Raw genomic sequence first — 21,903 nt, 5'->3', positions numbered from 1 at the left:
TTTCTACGGGCGGAGAATGTTGCGTGAATCACCCGTTGATTGCAAAGGAAGTCGTCGCGCTCGTTGACCGAGCGGCCGAACAACCCGTTGCCGATAGCGCCGTCGCTGACCGTTCCGGTGACCTGCGCACCCTGCTGTCCATCAGCTGCGTGATCCCCTGCTACAACGAAGCCGAAAACCTGGAGCGCCTGCTGCCGTTGGTGTGCGAAGCGCTGGCCAGGTTGGCGCCGCGGTGGGAGATCGTGCTGGTCGATGACGGTAGCTCGGACGGCACCGCCGAGCGCCTGCGGGAATGGACGCTCCAGCCTGGCGTGCGGGGGGTGCGGCTGTCGCGCAACTTTGGCAAAGAGGCTGCGCTCACGGCCGGTCTGCAGGTCGCTGCGGGCGACGTGGTAGCGACGATGGATGCGGACCTTCAGCATCCCCCTGCCTTGCTGGATAGCTTCGTGCGCCACTGGCGCGCCGGGGCCGACGTGGTGTACGCAGTGCGCAAGCACCGCGAGACCGAGAGTGCCTTCAAGCGCTTGGGGGTACGCTGGTTTTACCGCCTGATCAATGGAGCAGACCGGTTTGAGGTGCCGCCCGGCGCAGGGGATTTCCGCTTGATGGATCGCAAGGTGGTGGATGCACTGCTGGCGCTACCGGAGCGCAATCGGTTCATGAAGGGCTTGTACGCCTGGGTGGGATTTGAGGCAGTGGCAATTCCCTATGTGCCTGATGCCAGGGTTCACGGACACAGTCATTTCAGTCCGATCCGCATGATCCGGTTGGCGTTGGATGGTTTGACGGCCTTTACCGTGTGGCCACTGCGTGCGGTGATTGCGCTGGGTTTTGTGTTGGCGCTGCTGGCTTTTGGCTATGGTGCGTACCTCACGGTCACCTACTTTCTGTACGGCCACGACGTGAGTGGCTGGACCACCATTGTTGTGAGTCTGATGCTGTTTGCCGGTATCCAGTTGGTTTCCCTGGGTGTGGTCGGTGAGTATGTGGGTCGCATCTACGAGGAAGTGAAGCGGCGGCCGTTGTATGTCGTGCAGTCCGATTTAGGTCGTGGTTTGGGGGCGTTCCATGAATGATTGGAAGCGTTCGGGCGGACTGCGTGACGGAGTGCTTGTCGCCGCGTTGATTCTTTTTTGGCTGGCTGCCACTGCATGGGCGCGTCCCTTGATGCTGCCCGACGAGGGGAGGTATGTCTCGGTGGCCTGGGAGATGCTGCGTTCTGGTGATTGGCTGACACCGACGCTCAACGGCCTACCCTTCTTCCACAAGCCACCCCTGTTTTATTGGATCACTGGCGCAGCGTTGTCGGTGGGAGGATTGACAGAGATTGCCGCCCGTGCAGCATCCATTGCTGGAGCGACCTTGGGCGCATTGTCTTTGTACCTCTTCACAAAGCACTGGTGTGGTTTGACATCGGCGCGGCGTGTCTTGTGGGTGCTCTTGGCTCAGCCTCTGTTTTTTGTGGGCGGGCAGTTCGCCAACCTTGACATGCTGGTAGCCGGCTGTATCACCGCCACGATCCTGGCGTTGGCCCATGCAGCCTTGTGTTTTGAGCAAGGGCTTGCTTACCGCAGAGCCTTGCTGCTGGCCTATGGCCTGTCCGCCTTGGGCGTTTTGGCCAAGGGGCTGATCGGCTTTGTGATACCTGCCATGGTGGTGGGCTTCTGGCTGGTGTTGCGCAGACGCTGGCGCACGGTCTGGGCGCTCATGTCCCCAACGGGGGCGATGCTGTTTTTGCTGGTGGCAGCCCCCTGGTTTCTTGCCATGCAGCAGCGTTTCGATGGCTTCCTGCACTATTTTTTTGTGGTGCAGCATTTCCAGCGCTTTGCAGCCGGGGGGTTCAACAACGTACAGCCTGCATGGTTTTACCCCGTGGTTTTGGCGCTGATGAGTTTGCCTTGTCTGCTGTGGAGCCGCAGCTTGCTGACGCAGAGGTACTTTGTGGGGACAGCTGCGGTATCGCCTCAGCATGCCGCAGTGCGCCAGTTGATGGGGCTGGCGGTGTTTTGCGTGGTGTTGTTCTTTTCAATGCCGCAATCCAAGTTGCTAGGCTATATCTTCCCTGCCGTTGCTCCCTTGGCGTGGCTGATGGCCGACGCCACCGGGGCATCAGCCACGGGAGCTTCACGCCAGCGTTGGTGGTGGGCCACTCTCGCGTTCAGTGCAGTGTTGGGGCTGGGTGTGGTGGCAGGGTTGGTGTGGGATCAACGCCATTCCACCCGCAACCTTGGGCTTGTTCTGCGCGAGTACCGCGCTGACGGCGAGCCCGTGTATTTCATTCGGAGCTATCACTACGACGTGCCGTTCTATGCGCGTCTGCAAGACCCTGTGGTGGTGGTTGATGATTGGGATGATCCAGAAATTGCATTGCGCGATAACTGGCGCAAGGAGATGTCGGATGCGGGCGGATTCTCTCGCCAGCGCGCAGAACAGTTGCTGATGACGCCAGCAGCGCTGCCTGCGGCGCTTTGCCGCCAGCCGGTCAGCTGGGTGGTAGCGTCTGAGGCATTGCGCAAGCGCTACGATTTTCTGGCGCAAGCAGAAGCGGTGCTCACCTTGCGTGGGGAAACCCTGTGGCGCGTCGATGTGCGCCAGCCCGCACAGCTCAGCGCTCTGCGCTGCGCAGGAAAGCCCAATGGCGGCTGAGCAAGTAGGTCGCTCCGGCCACCGAGACCAACACGCAGGCCAGCAGCAGGTCGTAGCGCGCCGAGGTCCACCGCAACAGCAATGCATAGGCGAGTTCGTTGACGAGAAAGCCTCCACCCGAAATACACAGGAAGCGCAACCCAGCGCTGCCCACGGAGGCACCATGACCGCGAAAGCTGAGCTGGTGGTGACCGGTGAACGACACTGTCAGTGCGACGATCCAGCCCACGACGTTCGCCTGCAGTGGCGCCCAATGCGCAAACGCCACCATGCCGGTGGCGACGCCCCAATGCACAGCAGCGGCGACGCATCCGACCACCACAAACCAGCCGATGCGGCCGCGCTGCTTGTCGGCAAATCGCAGGAGATGGAGGGGGCGGTTCTGGATCATGGTGGGGCGGGCCAGCATAGCAGTTGGCGCAGCATCAGCATTTGCGTGGACGACTTTGGTTTGCACCAAGGTATCAATGACGCTGTATTCGCCCTGGTGCGACAGGGGCGTGTGCAGGCCGTGTCTGCCATGGTGGGCGGCGCGGCGTGGCCAGAAGGCGCGCGGGGCTTGTTTGAGGTGGCACGCACAGGTAGCGTAGAGATAGGGTTGCACCTGGACCTCACAGAGTGTCCGATCAACCCCGCAAGCCGCCAGCCCTTGGGTCACCTGATTGCGCGCGCTTACCTGCACCAGCTGGACCCAGTAGCTCTGCGTGCGGAGGTAGCGAGTCAACTGGACGCTTTTGAAGCGGCTCTGGGCTGCGCTCCCGCCTATGTGGATGGGCATCAACACGTGCATCAGTTGCCGCAGGTACGCAATGTGCTTCTGCAAGAGCTTGCCGGCAGATATCCCTCGCGGGGGCTGTGGCTGCGCGCGACGCATGCACCGCAAGGAGCGGCACATCTTGATGCGCGCACTCGGTTCAAGAGCCACGTCATTGCGTGGTTGGGTGCACGGGCGCTATCGGCACTTGCGCAGCATCAGGGGCTGCGGCAAAACGCGCGGTTGCTGGGTGTCTATAACTTCCGTGGAGATGCTGCTCAGTACCGCGCCCGGCTCGATGCATGGCTGCATGCGGCTCGCCATGGCGATCTGCTGATGTGCCATGCCGGGCTGCTTTCACCAGGCGAGCATGATTTGCTGGCAGCGGCTCGGCAGGCAGAGCTTGAGGTTCTTGGCGCAGAAGCCTTTAAGGACGCTCTCCATGCTGCGCGCGTGCGTCTTGCGCCGATGGGGCAAATTTTGGCGGGACTGCCAGCGCAATGAAGGGCAGCGTCCATGCCGCCCCGCGAGGCGAGGGCGATACCGCGACACGGTACCACGGTACATCCATCGCCCCGCTTCTTAATCCACCTTGGCCCCGGACGCCTTCACCACCTGCTGGTACTTGGCACGTTCGCTGGCCATGAAGCTGTCGAACTGCTGCGGCGTGGTGGCCACGGGTTCGGCCAGCAGGGCGGCAAAGCGGGTCTTGGTCTCGGGCGCATTCAGCGCCGCCACAAAGGCCTTGTTCAGCTTGTCGATGATGGGCTTGGGCGTGGCGGCAGGCGCCACCAAGCCCCACCAGGTGTCGATGGAGAAGCCCTTGAACGTGGCAGACAGGGGCGGCACGCCCGGCAGCGAGGCCGAGGCGTCGAGCGAGGTCACGGCCAGCGCCTTGAGCTTGCCCGCGCGGATATTGGGCGCTGCGGCGGCCAGGTTGTCGATGTTGAAGTCCACCTCGCCCGCCAGCAGCGCGAGCTGGGCCGGGTTGGCGCCCCGGTAGGGGATGTGCAGGGCATAAATGCCAGCGCGCTGCTTGAACATTTCACCGGCCAGGTGGCCCGCGCTGCCGTTGCCGCCGCTGCCGTAGTTCAGCTTGGCGGGGTTGGCCTTGGCGTAGGCAATCAGGTCGGCCACGGTGTGGATCTTGAGCTGCTCGGCCTTGGCAGCGTTCATGACCAGCACGTTGGGCACGCGCACCATCTGCGTGATGCCGGCAAAGTCCTTGCCCGCGTCATACGGCATGCGCGCATACAGCCAGGGGTTGACCGCATGGGTAGCGGTGGCGGCGATGCCGATGGTCAGTCCGTCAGGTGCGGCCTTGGCAATCGCGTCGGCGCCGATGTTGCCGCCCGCGCCGCCCTTGTTGTCGATGATCACCGTGCCCAGCGAATCGCGCACGCGCTCGGCCAGCGCGCGGGCCGTCACGTCGATGGGGCCGCCAGGTGCATACGGCACGATCAGGCGGATGGGCTGGCCGGCATCCTGCGCCGAAGCGATGGAGGGAGAAAACACCGTTGCGGCGGCAACGGCACTGGCGAGGAGGATGTTTCTGCGGTTCATGGGTGCCATTGTGCAAAAAATTCGTAAGAAAGCTTATGAAGCCCTGAGGCGGTGATGGTCGGGCGGGGAGGGGAGGCCGGGGATGTTCATGCCGAACGGGGTGCGGCAAGCGCCACGCCCAGGTCTTCCACCAGCATGCCCAGTTCGTGCGACGAGCGGATGTCGAGCTTCAGGAAGATGGCGGACCGGTGCGTGTCCACGGTGCGTGGGTCGATGGGGCGCTCCGGGTCACGCTGAGCCAGCGCGCGGGCTACTTCCTTGCTGCTGAGGCCGGTGCCCAGCAGTTGGGCCACCTCTTGCTGGCGAGGGCTCAGGGCGTTCCAGCGCTCGCGCAGTTGCTGCTGCCGTTGCGCCTGTCGTGCCTGCGCTTGCGACAGCGTGGAGGCTTTCTCCACAGCGGCTAGCAGCGTGGCTTCGTTGCAGGGCTTTTCGAGCCAGTCCACCGCCCCCTGCTTGACGGCTGTCACGGCGGAGGACAGCTCGCCATGGGCCGACAGGAACACGGTCTTGAGCGCGCTGTGGCACTGGCCGAGTTCGTGGAACACCTGCAGCCCGCTCAGGCCCTCCATGCGCAGGTCCAGCAGCACGCAGCCGGGCTGGTCCAGCGCGGCTTCTGCCAGAAAGGCCTCACCGCCCTTAAAGGAGCGCACCGTGTATCCGCGTGCCAGCAGCAGGGCCGCCAGCGATTGGCGCACGCCTTCGTCGTCGTCCACGATGTAGACCGCGGTGTCATCGGGCGACTCGGCGGCGGTGGGGAGGGTGTCGTAGGTCATGGTGTGGCGGCATTCTCAGGGGCGTTGGCGAGCGGCAGGCGGATCTCGAAGACTGCGCCGCCGCCCTCGCGGTTGTGGGCCTGCAGCTGGCCACCCATGCTCTCAATGATGGATCGGCAGATGTTGAGGCCCAGGCCCAGTCCGTCGGAGCGTGTGGTGAAGAATGGCTCGAACAGGCGCTCGGCGATGCCAGGTGGCAGGCCCGGGCCCCGGTCGAGCACCTGCACCAGTGCGCAATCTGCGTACGCTGCCATGCGCAGCCGCAACTCGTGGCCACCGGGCGGGGGCTGGTGCGTCTGCATGGCCTGCAGCGCGTTCAGGCCCAGGTTGATCACGACCTGTTCGAGCAGCACGCGGTCGGCGCTCACCTTCAATGGGGTATCGGCCTGATCGACGCGCACAGGAATCCCCTGCCGGCGCGCTTCGGCGCGCAGCAGCAGCTCCAATGACTGCTCCACGATGGCCGACAGGTCGCAGGGCTCGCGGCTCTCGGGATGCTGGCGCACCCAGCGGCGGATGCGGCCCACGATGTCGGCGGCTCGCAGCGCCTGGGCCGACAAGGCCTCCAGGCTGTCGTTCAGAGGTCCCGTCTTGCCCTGCGCGGCCAGCGCACGTGCAGCCGCTGCGTAGTTGACCAGGGCGGCGAGCGGCTGGTTCAGTTCATGCGCCAGCGTGGAGGCCATCTCGCCCACCGTGATGACGCGCTGCACCCGCTGCAGCTGGGTCTCGCGCTGCTGCTGCTGTTCCTCGGCCCGCTTTTGCGCGGTGATGTTGACCACCGAACTCATCCAGCCGATGTGCTGGCCGCTGCCGTCGATGAGGCGCGTGGTGTAGAACATGGTGTACACGTCCGAACCATCGCGGTGCCTCAGGCGGTTTTCCCGCCCCTGGGGAAAGGCGTTGCCAGCCAGCACGGTGTCGCTGTCATTCCAGTGGCGGTCCAGCTCGTCAGGGTGCCAGTAGGGATAGGGCGGCCGTTGGCCGATGAGTTCATCGGCCCGGTAGCCCACCATGTCGCACATGGCGGCGTTGACGTAGACGATGCGCCCTTCCAGGTCGCGTGCGCGCATGCCTACCAGCAGTGAGTCCTCCATCGACTGGCGGAACGCCTGGGCCTGCTGCAGCGCGTGGGTGCGTTCCTGCACACGCTGCTCCAGTTCGATACGGGCCAGGCGTGTCTCTGCCAGCCGCCGCTCGCGCAGCTGCCAGTAGAGCGCGCCCAGCACCAGCAGGCCCGAGGCCAGTGTGGCCAGCGCCCACGCCTGTTGCCGTGCCAGGGCTACCACGCGGCTGTCGGCGGTGACGGTGAGGGTCCAACCCAGATCGGGCAGCTTCTCCTCAAAGGCCAGATACCGCTTGCCGCCAGGGCCGTCCAGGCGCAGTTCGGCGCCGGGCGAGTCGTCCTGGGGGCGCAGGGTCCAGGGCACGGAGCGCGGGGCCCAGCCCGTGCCGTACTGTTCGTTGTGCTGTAGCTGCTGTACCAGCGGCGCGGGCAAGGGCCGGCTGGTACGGTAGAGCCAGCCGGGCACTGAGCCCAGAAATACGATGCCCTGCTCGTCCGTCACGAAAACCGGATCACGCAGCTGGGCCCAGGGGTCGGAGATGGGCTCCATGCGCACCTTGACCGCCACCACGCCGATCACCCGGCCCGCTTCAACCACGGGGGCGGAGACAAACAGGCCGGGCTCGCCCGTGGTTTTGCCCACGCCATAAAAGCGGCCCGTCTGGCCCGCCAGGGCATCGCGAAAGTACGGGCGGTTGCCGTAGTTCTGGTGGACAAAGCTGTTGGGGGTGTCCCAGTTGCTGGACGCGAGCGTGAGGCCCTGCGGGTCCATCACGTACAGCATGTCAGAGCCCGCATGCTGGTTCACCGCCTGCAGGTAGGCGTTGGCAGCGTCGCGCACAGCCTGCGATGCAGGTTGGCGCAGCAGTTGCCGCACCAGCGGGTGCTGCGCGGCCGTGAAGGGCAGATAGTTGTAGCGCGTGGCCACGCCGCGCAGCGCCAGGGCTTGCACCTCGCCGAGGCGGCGCAGGTTGTCCCACTGGGCATCGCGTTCGCTCTGTTCAGCCCATTCGCCCGCACCCCACACCAGCAGCGCCGCCAGGCACAGCAGCGTGGCAATGAAGCCCGCGCGCCGGGCCTGGGGCCAGCGCTGCGGCGCGCCCTGCGGGGTGGGCTGGGCGGGCGCTGGGCGCACGGTCAGTGGGGTGGCTCGTGTCGTGGATGTGCCGGGTCAGCCGCCGTGCTTGTCGGCTTCTGACGTGAACGCGTCGGCAAAGAATTCCTCGGGCGGCAGGCCGCGTTGAGCGCTGTAGGCATCGCGGGCGGATTCGACCACGATGGGCGCACCGCAGGCATAGACCTGGTGGCCCGATAGATCCGCAAAGTCGTCCAGCACCGCCTGGTGCACGAAGCCGGTACGGCCGGTCCAGCCGTCCTCGGGCAGGGCGTTGGAAATGACCGGCACATAACGCAGCCACGGCAGCTCCGCCACGCGGGCCTTGGCCCAGTCGTCCAGGTACAGGTCGCCGGGGCGGCGGCCTCCCCAGTACAGCACGGTGGGGCGGGTCATGCCCTTGAACTGCAGGTGCTCAATCAGCGCTTTGATGGGGGCAAAGCCGGTGCCGGATGCCAGCAGTACGATGGACTTGTCCGAATCTTCGCGCAGGAAGAAGCTGCCGAACGGGCCTTCGACGCGCAGGATTTCCTTTTCTTTCATCGCGCCGAACACGTGGTCTGTGAACTTGCCGCCCTCCATGTGCCGGATGTGCAGCTCCACGCCCGGCGCCTCGGCCTGGGTGTGCGGTGCGTTGGCCACCGAGTAGGCACGGCGAGCACCGTCGCGCAGGATGAATTCGATGTATTGGCCCGCGTGGTAGCGGAAGGTATCGGCTGCGGGCAGCTGCAGGCGCACGTGCATCACGTCGTGCGACTTCTTTTCGAGCGACGCCACGCGCACCGGCATCTTCTTGACGGGGTAGGCACTTTCGTCGGTGACCTGGCGGGATTCAAGCACCACGTCGGACAGCGGCTGGGCGCAGCAGGTGAGCACCAGGCCCGCCGCTTCTTCATCGGCCGTGAGGGCCTTGGACTGGTGGGCGCCGTGCTGGACGGTCCCGCTGATTTTTTTGCACTTGCACGAGCCACAGGCGCCGTCCTTGCAGCCATAGGGCAGGCCCACGCCGCTGCGGATGGCTGCGGCCAGGATGGCTTCGCCCGCATTGGCACTGAAAGCGCGGCCGCTGGGCTGCACGGTGATCTGGAAAACGGACTCGGCGCTGGTCATGGAGTGGGTATCCTCGGGGGCTCTAGTAGTCAACGGACGGCCCCGATTTTGCCTTCAAACCAAAACCCCCTTGGCGCCCTGCCGGCCCGCTTTCGCCGCGAACGTCTGCTCATCGTCGGCTGTGGTGATGTAGGTCAACGGGTGCTGCGCAATGTGCAGACCGGCCCCGGGGCCGGGCGCATGCAGGTGCTGGCACTGACCTCCAGTGCCGGGCGGGTGGCGGAGCTTCGGGCACAAGGGGCCCGGCCTCTGGTGGGCAATCTGGACGATGCGGCCACGCTGCGCAGGCTGTCTGGTCTGGCCACGCGGGTGCTGCATCTGGCGCCCCCGCCCGGGGAAGGCGCGGGGGGAGATGCCTGGTGGCGCGACCCGCGCACCGTGGCGTTGACCCGAGCACTGCGGCTGCGCAGCCTGCCAGCGTCATTGGCCTATGCGTCCACCAGTGGAGTGTATGGCGACTGCCATGGTGCCCTGGTGGCTGAGACGCGCTCCGTGGCCCCCGGTACGCCGCGTGCCCAGCGCCGTGTGAATGCCGAGCGGGCTGTGCGCCACCTGGGCCGTGCCGGCGTGCGGGCCTCCGTGCTGCGCATTCCGGGCATCTACGCGCCCGACCGAGAGGGGGGCACCCCGGAGGCGCGCTTGCGCCGGGGCACTCCGGTACTGGTGACCGAAGACGATGTGTTCACCAACCACATCCATGCCGACGACCTGGCGCGGGCGTGCATGGCCGCGGTATGGAAAGGGCGCCCGCAGCGCGCCTACAACGTGAGTGACTCCACGCAGATGAAGATGGGGGACTACTTCGACCTGGCGGCCGACCTTTACGGCCTGCCGCGCCCGCCGCGGGTGCCGCGCAGCACGGCGCAGGAGCAGCTATCGCTGATGCTGCTGAGCTTCATGAGCGAATCACGCCGGCTGGACAATCAGCGCATGCTGCGCGAGCTGGGGCTGCGGTTGCGTTATCCCAGTGTGGCCGAAGGTTTGCGGGCCTGAGAAGCCGCGCAAGAACTTCGAACTTTTCTCATGCTGCCGGCAATGGGCGCCAGATCAGCGGGGGTAGCTGTTGCCTTGGGCGTCGTAGCAGCGAAACACGTTGCACTGCGTGAATTTTTTGGGGGCAGGGGTAGGCGCCGGTGGCTGCACCGGCGTGGGCCGCACGGGGTAGTACGGAGGGGGCACGACCACCACGGGCGCCGTGGTGTTTGACCGGGGACGGGATTTCTCCACCTCTGCGTAGCCCTGGGGGCCCAGACAGTCCAGATCGACCTGGCGCTGTGCTGCCTCCACCCGCAGGTTTTGCTCGTAGCCTCCGCCCGTGGCGCTGCTCAGCACCACGTCCAGGTTCCGCCGTGAGCGGGCGCATTCTGGAGAGCGCGCATAGTCGGTGGCTTTGGCCGGGGCCGTGTGGTCCCGCGGTGCGTTGCGCCGTGATTCGGTCTCTGCGGCAGTTGCCTCGGCTTGCAGGCGCTGCTGTTTGCGGGCCAGTGCTTCGGCGGCTTCTTCGCGTTCCTGCTGGATCTCCTGCGGGGTTTTGCGGGCCTCCACCTCGCGCTCGGCGGCGCCGCTGGCGCACTTGCCGTCGGTATAGGTGACCTTGCCTGTGGCGGCGTCGGTGCAGCGTATCACTTGCGCCTGGGCTCCCCAGGGAGCCAGGGCACCCAGGAAGACCACGCACAGACCAGCGATGAGGGAGTGTTTACGTGGCTTCATGGTGACGAGGAGGTGGTGGGGGGCAGCGGGTTCAACGCCAGGCCATCAAGGTTTTTCCTGGCTGTTGGACTGTTGGCGCGAGCGCCAGTCGTATGGGCTCGGGGTGTAGCTGTCGGGCGCCAGCCGGCCGGGGCGGTTCTCGCGGTTGCGGCGGTCTTCAGCAGCGCGGCGGTCCCGTTCGGCCTGTTCGCGGCGGGCTTGGTCTTGCTCGCGGGCGCGGCGGTCGGCTTCGCGGGCTTGCTGATCGCGGCGGTCGCGTTCGCGGGCGGCCCGGTCACGCTCTGCGCGGTCGCGTTCACGCTCTCTTTCGCGCCAGTCATTGCGGTTGCGGTCGTTGTCCCAGCGGTTGTCGTCGCGGTCACGTCCACCGTAATAGACGGCGGGCGGCGGGGCCGAATAGATCACGCCGGGCGCACGGTACACGGGCGGTGCCTGGTACACCGGCTGTGGGGCACCGTAGATGTAGCCTGGCTGCTCGTACACAGGGTAGCGCGGAGTGTCGTAGTACGGGTCGCCCGGCACGGTGGCACACCCTGTCACTAGGGCTCCCAGGACGGCGGCGGAAAGGATGCGGGTGATGGTGTAGGTCATGGTGATCAGACTCCGGCCGACTGGGCGCGTTCCGCCTTGTCCGTAAAGCCCTTGAAAAGCGCTCCGGTGGAGCGTTACAAATTTCGGAGGGCTGGCACAGGGGTACCAACCACTTTAGCGCGCGGGCGTGCCATTTGGTTGACTTTGCGCCGGTGCAGGTGCCACTTGCCGCCGTAACAACCCGTGTCAGCCGATGTGGATGTGACGTGAATACATCAAAAACGATAGCAGTCAGGCCATGTGCTAATGGCGCTATCTGCTGTTTGGATCCGAAAATTCTGCCAGGCCTGTGCACCGCGTCGGGGCGCGCAGGGCCCCTCCGGTTGGCCGCGCGCAGGTTTACTTGGGCAGGACGTTGCGGATGGTTTCGGCCAGGTCTTCCGCCACAAACTTGGCCACATAGCCGTCTGCCCCCACGCTGCGCACATGGTCTTCGTTGGCCGAGCCTGACAGCGATGAGTGGATGACCACAGGCAACCCATGAAAGCGGGCGTCCTGCTTGATGTTGCGTGTCAGCGTGAATCCGTCCATCTCGGGCATTTCCAGGTCGGTCAGCACCATGGCCACGCGGTCGAGCACGGTCTTGCCTTCGGCCGCCGCACTCCTGGCGATGGCGTTGAGCCGGTCCCAGGCCTCCTTGCCGGACTTCACCATTTCATACGGGGCATTGAGCACCTTGAGCTCTTGTTCGATCAGCGAGCGGGCCACGAACGAATCGTCGGCCGCCAGGATGATGCAGCCGGGCTTGAGCTTGAGTTTCGCACCCACCTTCTCCTCGGTGACCTCCTGGCCGTCCGAGGGCGAGATCATCTGCAGGATGGCTTCCACGTCCAGCACCTGGGCAAGGCGGGACTCATCGGTATTGCCGTCCAGGCGGGCAATGCTGGTCACCAGCTTGCCCGCGGCGCCGCTGGTCTCGGCCGACAGCACCTGCTTCCAGTCCAGTCGCACGATGTCTTCCACCGACTCGACCGCAAACGCCTGGGTGGTGCGCGCGTACTCGGTCACCAGCATGATGTTGAGGCCCGTCTGGGGCTTGCAGCCCACGATGGATGGCAGGTCCAGCACCGGGATCACCTGCCCGCGCAGATTGACCACTCCCAGCGAATGGGCTGTGGTGCCCGCGATCGGCGTGATGCTCGGCATGGCCACGATCTCGCGGATCTTGAACACATTGATGCCAAACAGCTCCGATTTGCCCAGCGCGCTGTCGGTGCCCAAGCGAAATAGCAGCAGTTCGAACTTGTTGGTGCTGGTGAGGTTGGTCCGCTCGTCGATGTCCTGCTGGATGGCTGTCATGTTGGGTCCTTCGCGCGGTAGGTAATGGAGATACGCGCCTTTACAAATTCTAGGACCCAAACGCCGTGTGCAGTGGGCTAAATGTTCAGGCAATACCCGAATATTGCACTGCAGCAAGCTGGCGTGGCTGCGCCGTTGCGGTGCGCTGTGCCAGGCTCCCTCCCGTGCGGTCGTCAAAAAGACTGCACACGGGTGCTGACAGGCCTCGGTTCTCAGTCCGAAATGCCCGGTACCTGCCGCAGATACGCGTGCAGCGCCGCGATGGCCTGGCGCACCTTGGCGGGCTGGGCATCGCGTTGGGGCGTGACGGCCCAGACGTCCAGCGTGCCAAACGACCACTCCGGCAGCAGCCGAGCCAGTCGCCCGGCCTGCAGCGCATCGTGAGAATCCATGCTGCCCACCAGGGCCAGCCCCAGTCCTGCCTCGCACATCTGCTGGATCGACAGCTGGTTGTTGCTGGCAATGCGCGGCTCCACCCGCAGCGCGCGGGGTTCGCCGGTGGGGCTGCGCACGTCGATGAGCAGCCCACCCCCCTCTCGCGCAAAGCCCAGCCAGCTGTGGGACAGCAGCGCGTCCGGGTGCTGGGGCATGCCATGTGCGGCCACCCAGTCGGGCGATGCGCACAGGTACCAACTCATGCCCCCCAGGCGCCGAGCCGCCCAGGTCGAATCCGCCAGGCGCCCGTAGCGCACGGCCAGATCGATGCGGGCGTTGATGAGATCAATGGTGGAGTCGTCCACCAGCAGCCGCAGGCGCAGCGTCGGGTGCGCGGCCAGCAGGTCGCCCAGGGCGGGCGCAATGTGCCGCGCAAAACCTACGGTGGCCGACATTCGCAACTCGCCGCTGGGCGCATCGCGCGAGGCCGCCAGTTCGGCGCGCGCTTGCTCCGCCGCAGCCCACATGGCAGCGCAGCGCGCGTGGTACCGCTGGCCTGCCTCGGTCAGCGCCAGCTTGCGCGTGGAGCGGTGCAGCAGCGTCACGCCGCCATCGCTTTCGAGCTTGCGCACCTGCTGACTCACCGCCGAGGTGCTCATGCCCAGGGCGCGGGCGGCGCCGCTCATCGAGCCGTGCTGCACCACGGCGGCAAACACGGCCATGCGTTTGAGGTCTTCCATCAGGAGGCAACGGGAGTGGTAAGGAGTTGATTGTGAAGTGAGGCTTCAAAGAAAAGGCTGTTTTAGCCCTCTACCGCCTGATTTGACAAGCTCCTATTCTCACTGCATCGCAACTTTGACCCCAAGGACACCGTATGAACATCGCCCTGATTGGTGCCACCGGTTTTGTCGGCTCGGCCGTGCTGAATGAACTGCTGCAACGTGGTCACCGCGTGACCGTGCTGGCCCGCAACCCTGGCAAGCTCACCCCCCGCGAAGGCCTCACGGTGGTCGCCGCCGACGCGCAGGACGCCACCCAGGTGGCCAAGGCGGTCGCTGACCACGACGCGGTGGTCAGCGCTTACAACCCTGGCTGGACGGTGCCAGACATTCACGACCAGTTCCTCAAGGGCACGCGCGCCATCATCGACGGCACCAAGGCCGCCGGTGTGCGCCGACTGCTGGTGGTAGGCGGCGCAGGCAGCCTGTTTGTGGCGCCCGGCGTGCAGCTGGTGGACACCCCTCAGTTCCCCGCCGAATGGAAGCAGGGCGCTCTGGCCGCGCGCGAGGCGCTGAACTGGATTCGCACCGAAAACACGCTGGACTGGACCTTCCTCTCGCCCCCCATCCTGCTGCAGCCCGGCGAGCGCACCGGCCAGTACCGACTGGGCGACGAAGCCCCGCTGATGAACGGCGACCAGCCTGGCAGCATCAGCGTGGCCGACCTGGCCGTGGCAATGGCGGACGAACTGGAGACACCACGCCACGTGCAAAAGCGGTTCACGGTGGCTAACTGAACAGTGCCCGGTAGTGATTAACTCCTGATTTGATAGCTGCAAGCGCAATATCCACTAGCGCTTGCGGCATTTTTTGCTTCAAACCCTCAGATTCACCCCGTAAACCACCGCATCGGCACCAGCACCAGCGATGGAAACAGCACCATCAAGAACATCACCGCGAACTGCGCCACCATGAACGGGATGACGCCCCGCGTGACGTCGTCCATGCGCATCTTGCCCACGCCGGCCACCACATTCAGCACCGTGCCGACCGGTGGGGTGATGAGCCCGATGGCGTTGTTGATGATGAACAGCACGCCAAAGTAGACCGGGTCGATGCCCGCAGCCTTCACCACCGGCATCAGCACGGGCGTGAGGATGAGGATGGTGGGCGTCATGTCCATGGCGGTGCCCACGGCCATCACCAGCACCATGATGGCAATGAGCAGCAGCGTGGGGTGTTCCATCAGCGGCTTGAGCAGGCCCACCAATTGGCGCGGGATGTCGGCCACGGTGATGAGCCAGGCGCTGACCATGGCGGCCGCCACCAGGAACATGATCACCGCCGTAGTTTTGGCGGCGCTGGTGAACACCTCGGCCAGTTGGCGCCAGTGCAGCTCGCGGTAGACCACCGTTGCCACGAACAGGGCGTAAACCGCGGCCACCGCGGCCGCCTCGGTGGGGGTGAACACGCCCATCTTCAAGCCCACGATCACGATGACCGGCAGGAACAGCGCCCAGGTGGATTCCTTGAGCGCCTGCAGCTTCTCGGCGGTGGAGGCCTTGGGCGGTGGCGTGACGTTTTCGCGCTGCGAGACCCAGTACCAGGTGACTGCAATCGCCAGCCCCATCAGCAGCCCCGGCACGATACCCGCCAGAAACAGCTTGCTGATCGACACATTGGCCGCCACGCCAAACACCACAAAGCCAATGGACGGCGGGATGACCGGCGCGATGATGCCGGCCGACGCAATCAGCCCGCCTGCGCGCGCCTTATCGTGCCCGGCTTTGACCATCATGGGCAGCAGCAGGGCTGCCAGTGCCGCTGTGTCGGCCACGGCCGAGCCCGACAGCGCCGCCAGCATGCAGGCGGCCAGGATGGCCACAAAGCCCAGCCCCCCGCGCTTGTGCCCCACGAGCGTGAGCGCGAGCTTGACGATGCGCTGCGACAGCCCGCCCACGTTCATGATCTCGCCCGCCAGCATGAAGAAGGGCACGGCCAGCAGCGGAAAGCTGTCCGCGCCGTTGATCACGTTCTGCGCGAGGATCTGCGCATCGAAAAGGTCCAGATGCCACATGAGGGCTGCGCCGGACACCAGCAGCGCGTAGGCAATCGGCACGCCGATGGCCATGGCGGCCAGCAGGGAGCCGAGGAAGATAAAAACGGTCATGGAAGTGCGCTCCAGGTCATTGCGGTGTGGGGCTCACTGGCGTGAGGCCGTGGGCGCGGGGGCTGTGTGCGGCAGCTGGCTGCCCACGGCGGCCAGTTCTTCGGATTCGGCGATCTGCACCAGCTCGCTGTCTGGCATTTGCCCCGACACGATGCGCCACAGGTCCAGCGCCAGCAGCAGGCCAGCCGCCACGGCAAACACCACGCCGGACGCATAAAAGATGGCCATGGATGCGCCGGTGACCGGTGCATCCACATCCCAGTTGATGCGCGCCTGCGCCAGTGCGCCGCTGAACAGCAGCCAGGTGCACCAGATCATCAGCGCGTAGCTCAGGGCCAGGCAAATGCGCTGGCCTAGCGGCGGCAGGCGCGCCAGCAGAAAGTCCGTGCCCAGGTGGCCCCGCTCGCGCACCGCCACGATGGCGCCCAGAAAGGTGATCCACACAAACAGCCAGCGCGAGACCTCCTCGCTGATGGCAATGCCGGAGTTGAACGCATAGCGCAGCACCACGTTGCCGAACACCATGGCCACCATCACGGCCAGCGCGAGCGCGATGAGCAGGTTGATCCAGCGGCAGCAACGGTCGATGAAGGCATTGAGCATCGTTGTCTCCTGTTTTCTTTTTGCGCCTCAGAGCACCGCGCCCTGCAGCAGCCCGCGCTGCGCCAGGTTGGCCATGAAGGCCCGCAGACCAAAGCGCCAGGGCGGCGCGGCCTCGCTGTGCGCCACGCGGTTGTGCAGGCCGCCCAGCCAGGCGCTCTGGATGGACACCAGGTCGCCCAGGTGGTGGGTGAAGCCGCCGCCCGGCTGGTCGCGGTCTTCGATGGGGGCGAACAGCGTGCCCATGAACAGCATGAACCCGTCCGGGTACTGGTGTGCAGTCAGCGTCTGCGCCACCAGGTCGGTAGGGTCGCGGCTGATGCTGGCCATGGTGTTGATGCCGCGCAGCTCAAAGCCGTCCGCGCCCGCCACGCGCAGGTGCACCGTCTCATTGCGCACCTGTTCCAGCCCGAAACTGGCGTCAAACAGGCGAATGAACGGGCCCAGCGCGCACGATGCGTTGTTGTCCTTGGCCTTGCCCAGCAGCAGGGCGCTGCGGCCCTCGATGTCGCGCAGGTTCACGTCGTTGCCCAGCGTGGCGCCCACGATCTGGCCCCGGCTGTTCACGGCCAGCACCACCTCGGGCTCGGGGTTGTTCCAGGCCGAATCGGAGCGGATGCCGATGTCATCACCACAGCCCACCGACGCCAGCACCGGCGCCTTGGTGAACACCTCGGCGTCGGGGCCAATGCCCACCTCCAGGTACTGCGACCACAAGCCCTTGTCCTGCAGCAGCGCCTTCAGGCGCATCGCCTCGGGCGAGCCGGGGCGGATGTCCGCTAAGTTTTGACCGATGAGGCCGATCACCTGGCTGCGCAGGCCCTGCGCCCGGGCGGCGTCGCCGCGCGCCTGCTCCTCGATCACGCGCTCGATCAGGCTGGCAGCAAAGGTCACGCCCGCCGCCTTGACCACCTGCAGGTCGCACGGTGCCAGCAGCCAGGGGCGTGCGGCGTCGCGCGCGCCGGGTTGGCTGTTGGCCAGCAGGTCGTCCACGCTGCACAGGTACTGGCCCGTGGCGGTGCGCGCAGCCTCGGCCGGTGCCAGGGTGTCCAGCAGCGTGCTCATGGTGGGGTAGTGCGCGCTCAGGTCGAACACGCCTTCGGGCCGCAGTGCGACCACCGCAGGGCCAGGAACGGCGCCACTGGGTGCCCACACGCGGCCGACCAGCGTGCCTTGCAGGCCGTCGTCGGGAAGCACTTGCAATGTGGCGTTGGGCGCACGGGCCCGTTCGGCAACTGCTGCTGCCGTCATGTTGTTCATGGAAAGTCCTTCGAAAAAATCCGGGCGGGCGCCGGTGGCCCACCTGGTCGTTGTCAGTGGTTGTGGCGTGGCGTCTTTTCAGAAATGCGCTGAAATTCCAGCGCAAAGTCCAGCGTGGCGCCGTCGGCCAGCTGCCCGGTTTTCTCGCGGTACAGCGCTTCCCACGGCGACTGGCTCGCGGGCACGGGTGGGGCGGGCAGGTCGCGCTTGCGGCGCGCGATTTCCTCGGGGGCGACCAGCGCATCGCAGCGCCCGGTGTTCAGGTCGATGCGGATCGTGTCGCCGCTTTGCAGCCAACTCAGCCCTCCGCCCACGGCGCTTTCGGGCGATGCGTTCAGGATGGACGGGCTGTCTGCCGTGCCCGACTGGCGCCCGTCGCCCAGCGTGGGCAGGGTGTTGATGCCGCGTCGGATCAGCGCGTCCGGCGGCTGCATGTTCACCACTTCTGCCGAGCCCGGCCAGCCGATGGGGCCCGCACCGCGCATCACCAGGATGCAGCCTTCGTCGATGTTCAGTACCGGGTCGTTGATGCGCGCGTGGTAGTCGTCTGCGCCCTCGAACAGCACGGCGCGGGCTTCAAAGATGCCCTCCTGCCCCGGGCGGCTGAGGTAGCGCTGGCGAAAGGCTTCGGAGATCACCGAGGTCTTCATGATCCCGAAGTCGAACAGGTTGCCGCTGAGCACCATGAAGCCGGCCTTTTCCATCAGCGGGTTGTTGAAAGGGCGGATCACCTCGCGGTCATGGGTTTCGCGGCCTTGCAGGTTTTCGCCCACCGTCTTGCCGGTCACGCTGGCGCAGTCGGCATGCAGTTTGCCGGCCTGCTGCAGCTCCCACATCAGCGCGGGCACGCCGCCGGCGCGGAAGAAGCGCTCGCCCAGAAACTGCCCAGCAGGCTGCATGTTCAGCAGCAGCGGCAGGTCGTAGGCGTGGTCGGTCCAGTCCTGTGCATCGAGCTGTACGCCCGCGTGGCGCGCCATGGCCATGATGTGCACCTGCGCGTTGCTGCTGCCGCCGGCCACGCTGACGACCGACAACGCGTTCAGGAAGCTCTCGCGCGTCAGGATGCGCGAGGGGCGCAGGTCTTCGTATGCCATCTCCACAATGCGCCGCCCGGTCTCGTAGGCCATCTGCCCGCGCTCGCGGTAGGGCGCCGGGATGGCCGCGCAGCCCGGCAGCGACAAACCCAGCGCCTCGGCCACCGCGTTCATGGTCGAGGCCGTGCCCATGGTGTTGCAGTGCCCGGCGGAGGGCGCGCTGTTGCAGGCGCGCTGCAAGAATTCTTCCTCGTCAATCTCGCCCGCCGCGAGCTGGCGGCGGCTGCGCCAGATGACGGTGCCCGAGCCCACCAGCTGCCCCTCATGCCAGCCGTCGAGCATCGGCCCGCCAGAGAGCACGATGGCCGGGATGTCCACCGTGGACGCGGCCATGACGCCCGCGGGCGTGGTCTTGTCGCAGCCCGTGGTCAGCACCACCGCGTCGATGGGGTAGCCGTACAGGATCTCCACCAGGCCCAGGTAGGCCAGGTTGCGGTCCAGCGCGGCCGTGGGGCGGCGGCAGTTCTCAAAGATGGGGTGGACGGGGAACTCCATCGGGATGCCGCCCGCATCGCGGATGCCGTCGCGCACGCGGCGCGCCAGATCCAGGTGGATGCGGTTGCACGGCGACAGGTCGCTGCCCGTCTGCGCGATGCCGATGATGGGGCGGCCCGAGCGCAGCTCTTCGGGCGTGAGCCCGTAGTTCATGAACCGCTCCAGGTACAGCGCGGTCATGTCCGAGCGCTCGGGTGCGGCAAACCATTCGCGGGAGCGGAAGGGGCGGCGGGGTGTTTTTGTCATGGGGTCGGGCGTCGCAAAAGAGGGGCTGGGCGCAGCCAGGAGCTGCGCCCCAGGGAACGAACTAGTGGCTTACTTGCCGCCCCGCGCCTTGGTCAGCTCGCCCATCAGCTCGCTGGTGGTCTCTTCGCCAAACTCCTTGCCGTACTTGGCCAGCACGGGTTGCAGCTTGGTGCGCAGCTTGGCCTGCTCTGCTGCGGGCAACTCGGTGATCTGCATGCCGGCCTTTTTCAGCTCGCCCAGGGCGGTTTCGCTGAAGGCGCGGATGGTCTTGCGTTCGAACACCGTGGCCTCGCGCGCGGCCTCCTGCACGATCTTCTTTTCGTCGGCCGAGAGGCCGTCCCAGGTCTTCTTGGAGATGAGCAGCACCCAGGCGCTGTACATGTGGCGCGACAGTACCAGGTGCTTTTGCACTTCATAGAACTTGCTGGCCAGGATGGTGGCGGGCGGGTTCTCCTGGCCGTCCACAGCCTTTTGTTCCATGGCGGTGTACAGCTCGGTGAACGGCATGGGCGTGGCGTTGGTGCCCAGGGCGTTGAAGGTGTCGAGGAACAAGGGGCTCTGGATCACGCGGAGCTTCAGGCCTGCCAGATCATCGGCCGTATTGATGGCCCGGCGCGAGTTGGTCACGTGGCGAAAGCCGTTCTCCCAGAAGCCCAGGCCGATCAGGCCCTTGTCGGGCAGCATGGACAACAGCTTCTGGCCGAAGGGGCCGTCCAGCACCCCGTCGGCTTCTGCCTCGGTGTTGAAGGTGAGCGGCAGGTTCAGCACGCCAAAGGGCTTGATCAGCGACATCAGCGTGGACGAGTCCGGAATCGTCATCTCCAGCGTGCCGCCGCGCAGGGCCGAGGTCATGCTCACGTCATTGCCCAGGGCACCGCTGGCAAATAGCTTGGCGCTCATCTTGCCGCCGCTCTTGGCCTGCAGGCGCTCGGCAAAGTGGCGCACGGCCTGGGCCTGCGGGTGGTCGTCGCTCAGGCCGATGCCGACCTTGAAGGTGTGTTCCTTGACTTGCGCGGCGACGGGGGTGGCGAGGGCGGCCAGCAGCGTGGCGCCGAATGCCAAGGATTTGGCGAGGGAAGTGAATTGCATGGTGTCTTGTCTCCGTTGGAATGGCTGACCCCGTTGGCGAGGCCTTCGGCGCCTGCGGCTTTTTGGGGCCAGCCGTTATCGACGCAGAGACAAGGTTAGGTTTCACGCCCCGGCGGGTCCACTGAATGTTTTGCGACAATCCATTCCAAACGCTTATGAGTCCAGACGAATTTCCGGGTAAACCCTTGTCTTTGGCGCAGGCCTGCGCGCGGCTGCGCTTTCGGCATTTGCAGTTTCTCGACATCCTGGGCCGCACGCGCAACCTGCGGCTCACGGCCGAGCAGATGCACGTCACGCAGCCTGCGGCCACCAAGATCCTCATGGACATCGAGGAGATCCTTGAGGCGCGCCTGTTCGACCGCCTCTCGCGCGGCATGCGTCCCAACGAGCTGGGGCTTTTTACGCTGCGCTACGCCAGCGCCGCGCTGGATGGGCAGCGCAAGTTTGTCGATGAATTCAACGCGCTAAAGCAGGGCGGTCACGGCCATGTGACGGTGGGCGCCATCACCGGGTCGGCCGCGCATGTGCTGGTGGCGTCGGTGGTCGAGATCCAGCGCCTGCGGCCCCTCTTGGTCATCAAGATCCTGGAACAGAGCAGTGACCAGCTCATTGCCTGGCTGGCCGAACGCAAGATCGACCTGATGATTGGCCGCTTCACCACAGAAGGCCAGCGCAGCCAGTTCCACTACGAGCACCTGTCGGCCGAGCCGCTGCATGTGGTGGGCGGGCAGCACCACCCGCTGCGCGGCGCCACCGACCTGTCGCTGACCGAGTTGGCGCACTGGCCGTGGATTCTGTACCCCGCCTCCACGGCCGTGCGCAAGGTGTCGGACGACCTGTTTGGTGGCGCGGGTCTGGCGCTCACGGCGGGGGTGGTGGAGACGCCGTCCTTCTTGTTTGCGCTGGAGCTGATGAACACCACCCACATGATGTCGCTGCAGCCCGCTGCGCTGATCCAGAAATACGTGGACCGGGGGCTGCTCTCGCGCATCCCTGTCGAGCTGCCCGACCGCATGCCCAGCTATGGCCTCATCACCCGCCTGGGCGAGCCGCCCACGCCCTCGGCACAGGCCTTTATCGACGTGCTGCGTGAGACGGCGGGGGTGGCGCCGGACGTTTTGGGGGAGTAACCAGGCCTGCGCCATGCGTGGCCTTTTCGATAACCAACGGTTATTGAAAATTGGGATCGACGGGCCCTGCCGTTATGCTCTGCGCCCTTTCCCGCAATCCAG

20 protein-coding genes are annotated in these 21,903 nt (G+C 65.8%); 6 read left to right on the top strand and 14 right to left on the bottom strand.

Annotated features, from left to right (window positions below; translation table 11 throughout):
- Positions 1-122: 122 nt before the first annotated feature.
- Entirely contained in the window at positions 123-1,076 is a 954-nt protein-coding gene (locus ASD94_RS05385) for a glycosyltransferase family 2 protein (protein ID WP_056639721.1), read from the top strand.
- Between the two features lie 31 nt (positions 1,077-1,107).
- Positions 1,108-2,646 carry a glycosyltransferase family 39 protein gene (locus ASD94_RS05380; RefSeq protein WP_235510577.1) on the top strand — a complete coding sequence of 513 codons (1,539 nt, stop codon included), beginning with the start codon at positions 1,108-1,110 and terminating at the stop codon, positions 2,644-2,646.
- Here ASD94_RS05380 and ASD94_RS05375 read toward each other — a convergent pair.
- Positions 2,606-3,055: a GtrA family protein gene (locus ASD94_RS05375; protein WP_369818031.1), complete on the bottom strand. Its 450-nt coding sequence runs from the start codon at positions 3,053-3,055 to the stop codon at positions 2,606-2,608. The two genes, ASD94_RS05380 and ASD94_RS05375, sit on opposite strands and share 41 nt — an antisense overlap.
- Before the next feature lie 27 nt (positions 3,056-3,082).
- Between ASD94_RS05375 and ASD94_RS05370 the strand changes: the two genes are divergently transcribed.
- Complete coding sequence (locus ASD94_RS05370) at positions 3,083-3,904, top strand: ChbG/HpnK family deacetylase (RefSeq protein WP_235510576.1); 822 nt, start codon at positions 3,083-3,085, stop codon at positions 3,902-3,904.
- A 78-nt stretch (positions 3,905-3,982) separates the two neighbouring features.
- Here ASD94_RS05370 and ASD94_RS05365 read toward each other — a convergent pair whose 3' ends face one another.
- From ASD94_RS05365 to ASD94_RS05350, 4 genes are all read right to left on the bottom strand, one after another.
- Entirely contained in the window at positions 3,983-4,963 is a 981-nt protein-coding gene (locus tag ASD94_RS05365; protein WP_056639564.1) for a tripartite tricarboxylate transporter substrate binding protein, read from the bottom strand.
- Between the two features lie 86 nt (positions 4,964-5,049).
- Positions 5,050-5,736 (bottom strand): response regulator transcription factor, encoded by a 687-nt coding sequence (locus ASD94_RS05360; RefSeq protein WP_056639563.1) that lies wholly within the window; start codon positions 5,734-5,736, stop codon positions 5,050-5,052.
- Positions 5,733-7,934, bottom strand: a complete 2,202-nt coding sequence (locus ASD94_RS05355) for an ATP-binding protein (protein WP_056639562.1) — start codon at positions 7,932-7,934, stop codon at positions 5,733-5,735. The genes ASD94_RS05360 and ASD94_RS05355 overlap by 4 nt, the downstream gene beginning before the upstream one ends.
- A gap of 36 nt (positions 7,935-7,970) precedes the next feature.
- Positions 7,971-9,023, bottom strand: a complete 1,053-nt coding sequence (locus ASD94_RS05350; RefSeq protein ID WP_056639560.1) for a CDP-6-deoxy-delta-3,4-glucoseen reductase — start codon at positions 9,021-9,023, stop codon at positions 7,971-7,973.
- Positions 9,024-9,071: 48 nt separating this feature from the next.
- On the opposite strand from ASD94_RS05350, the gene ASD94_RS05345 reads away from it, so the two are divergent.
- Positions 9,072-10,016: an NAD-dependent epimerase/dehydratase family protein gene (locus ASD94_RS05345; protein ID WP_056639558.1), complete on the top strand. Its 945-nt coding sequence runs from the start codon at positions 9,072-9,074 to the stop codon at positions 10,014-10,016.
- 54 nt (positions 10,017-10,070) lie between these two features.
- On the opposite strand, the gene ASD94_RS05340 is transcribed toward ASD94_RS05345, so the two are convergent.
- From ASD94_RS05340 to ASD94_RS05325, 4 genes are all read right to left on the bottom strand, one after another.
- Positions 10,071-10,733 carry a DUF4124 domain-containing protein gene (locus tag ASD94_RS05340; RefSeq protein WP_056639556.1) on the bottom strand — a complete coding sequence of 221 codons (663 nt, stop codon included), beginning with the start codon at positions 10,731-10,733 and terminating at the stop codon, positions 10,071-10,073.
- Between the two features lie 45 nt (positions 10,734-10,778).
- On the bottom strand, positions 10,779-11,324 hold the full coding sequence (locus ASD94_RS05335; RefSeq protein WP_056639554.1) for a hypothetical protein: 546 nt from the start codon (positions 11,322-11,324) through the stop codon (positions 10,779-10,781).
- Between the two features lie 339 nt (positions 11,325-11,663).
- Positions 11,664-12,623 carry a chemotaxis protein gene (locus ASD94_RS05330; protein ID WP_056639552.1) on the bottom strand — a complete coding sequence of 320 codons (960 nt, stop codon included), beginning with the start codon at positions 12,621-12,623 and terminating at the stop codon, positions 11,664-11,666.
- A 212-nt stretch (positions 12,624-12,835) separates the two neighbouring features.
- A complete protein-coding gene (locus ASD94_RS05325) occupies positions 12,836-13,738 on the bottom strand; it encodes a LysR family transcriptional regulator (RefSeq protein WP_056639550.1) in 903 nt (300 codons plus the stop codon).
- Between the two features lie 134 nt (positions 13,739-13,872).
- On the opposite strand from ASD94_RS05325, the gene ASD94_RS05320 reads away from it, so the two are divergent.
- Positions 13,873-14,514: an NAD(P)-dependent oxidoreductase gene (locus tag ASD94_RS05320; RefSeq protein ID WP_056639548.1), complete on the top strand. Its 642-nt coding sequence runs from the start codon at positions 13,873-13,875 to the stop codon at positions 14,512-14,514.
- A 92-nt stretch (positions 14,515-14,606) separates the two neighbouring features.
- Here ASD94_RS05320 and ASD94_RS05315 read toward each other — a convergent pair whose 3' ends face one another.
- From ASD94_RS05315 to ASD94_RS05295, 5 genes are all read right to left on the bottom strand, one after another.
- Positions 14,607-15,887 carry a TRAP transporter large permease subunit gene (locus ASD94_RS05315; protein ID WP_056639546.1) on the bottom strand — a complete coding sequence of 427 codons (1,281 nt, stop codon included), beginning with the start codon at positions 15,885-15,887 and terminating at the stop codon, positions 14,607-14,609.
- 33 nt (positions 15,888-15,920) lie between these two features.
- Complete coding sequence (locus tag ASD94_RS05310) at positions 15,921-16,490, bottom strand: TRAP transporter small permease (RefSeq protein WP_056639544.1); 570 nt, start codon at positions 16,488-16,490, stop codon at positions 15,921-15,923.
- Between the two features lie 27 nt (positions 16,491-16,517).
- Positions 16,518-17,747, bottom strand: a complete 1,230-nt coding sequence (locus ASD94_RS05305) for a fumarylacetoacetate hydrolase family protein (protein WP_200954193.1) — start codon at positions 17,745-17,747, stop codon at positions 16,518-16,520.
- Positions 17,748-17,800: 53 nt separating this feature from the next.
- On the bottom strand, positions 17,801-19,582 hold the full coding sequence (locus ASD94_RS05300; protein ID WP_056639543.1) for an IlvD/Edd family dehydratase: 1,782 nt from the start codon (positions 19,580-19,582) through the stop codon (positions 17,801-17,803).
- 69 nt (positions 19,583-19,651) lie between these two features.
- Positions 19,652-20,671, bottom strand: a complete 1,020-nt coding sequence (locus ASD94_RS05295; RefSeq protein ID WP_056639541.1) for a TRAP transporter substrate-binding protein — start codon at positions 20,669-20,671, stop codon at positions 19,652-19,654.
- Between the two features lie 155 nt (positions 20,672-20,826).
- Here ASD94_RS05295 and ASD94_RS05290 point away from each other — a divergent pair, with 155 nt between their 5' ends.
- Entirely contained in the window at positions 20,827-21,801 is a 975-nt protein-coding gene (locus tag ASD94_RS05290; RefSeq protein WP_056639538.1) for a LysR family transcriptional regulator, read from the top strand.
- The last annotated feature ends 102 nt before the right edge of the window (positions 21,802-21,903 follow it).

The sequence above is a fragment of the Acidovorax sp. Root70 genome, from assembly GCF_001428225.1.
Classification (GTDB): Bacteria; Pseudomonadota; Gammaproteobacteria; order Burkholderiales; family Burkholderiaceae_C; genus Acidovorax.
The sequence above is the reverse complement of the archived record's forward strand: the minus strand, read 5'-3'. Positions and strand labels throughout refer to the sequence as shown.